General features: G+C 52.2%; 1 protein-coding gene. It reads right to left on the reverse strand.

Annotated elements, in window-relative coordinates; all coding sequences use genetic code 11:
- Positions 1-34 precede the first annotated feature (34 nt).
- Positions 35-1447: IS3 family transposase (locus ACUY2Y_RS11645; RefSeq protein ID WP_448326644.1), on the reverse strand; the 1413-nt coding region annotated here is incomplete at its 5' end.

The following is a 1447-nucleotide window of genomic DNA, read 5'->3' on the forward strand; positions in this document are numbered from 1 at the left end:
CGGGGTGCGGACGTTTTGTTAGACAGTTTCGATCTCACGCTACATTGACTTTTCGATATTCGGCAATGCTCAAGCCATCGAGGCTGATCTTGATTCGGTGATTGTTATAGAACTCGATGTATGTCGCGATTGCTTCTTTGAGCTCTTGGGGGTTCTGCCAGGTTCTGCCGTAGTACATTTCGTTTTTCATCCGGCCGAAGAACCCCTCACATGCTGCATTGTCGGGGCTACAGCCTTTCTTCGACATCGAGCGAACTATTCCGAACTTCGCGGTCATGCTTCGCCAGCTGCTGCCTCGGTAATGTGCTCCGCGGTCTGAGTGAATCACCAAGGATCCATCCATTGCGGGCTTTTCGGTTGCGATTGCTGCGTGCAAAGTTTCCTCTGCTAACTCCATGGTGGGATGAACACTTGTTTTTGCTGCCACGACCTTGCCGTCAAAACAGTCGATGATGGCAGACAGGTACACGCGACCTTGGTTAGTAGCGAAAACGCTGATGTCAGTCAGCCACAACCGGTTTGGATACTCAGCATGAAAATTGCGGTTTACCAGGTTAGGTGGTGCGGGAGAAATTTCCCCCTGATAGCTGGAGTAACGCCATTTACGTTTCGGGAACCAGGGTCGAATTCCCTCTTCGTGCATGAGACGGCGGACGACCTTCTCACTGATAACGATCCCGCGATGGCGCAGTTCCCACCAAAGTCGGCGATAGCCGTAGGTGTTATTCGACTCAGAACTGATCTCATGAAGCATCTCGCGGATATGCGCGTGCTTATCCGGAGCAAATCGCTGTTGGAGCTGGTAGTAGAAGCTTGATGCCGCAAGATCAATAGCAGCAAGCAGCATAGATAACGGAAACTCGCCGCGTAACGCGTCAACCACTTCAGCTTTGTGCTTATTGCTGAGCTGACCCGGGATGACGCTGACGTCTTTTTTTACAAGTTCCAGCTCCTTTTCCAAAACAGCCTTGTCAACGAGCAGTTGAGCCATCTGCTTTTTCAGTTCTGCAGGGTCATCGGCTAATGATTTCTCGAATGCTGCTCGGGTGGGCATGCGAGTGTGCTCTTTGCGTTCTCTTTTCGACATCAAACCCCATTCTCCCTCTTCACGGTAGCGTTGTGCCCAGGAATAGACGCTCATCTTTGAGCGCAGCTCGCATTCCACAGCGATGTCGGCTGGCCTCCAGCCCGCGTTGAAGAGCTCAACAGCACGAAGCTTGACCTCAAACGGGTAGCGGGTCAATGTTTTTGACTGTTTGCGGGGGCGACCAGGTTTGGCGGGTTCACGCAACCATTTGTAAAGCGTCCATCGCCCTGGATAACCAAGTTCACGGACGGTCTTGGTCACAGATTGAGTGCGTTTGTAAACCTGGAGAGCTCTGCGTCGCTGCTCCTTGGTGTATGAGCGGTTCATAATGGAATCCTCCAAGATTCCGTCCGCATCCCC

This window comes from Corynebacterium sp. 20-84 (genome assembly GCF_053479455.1).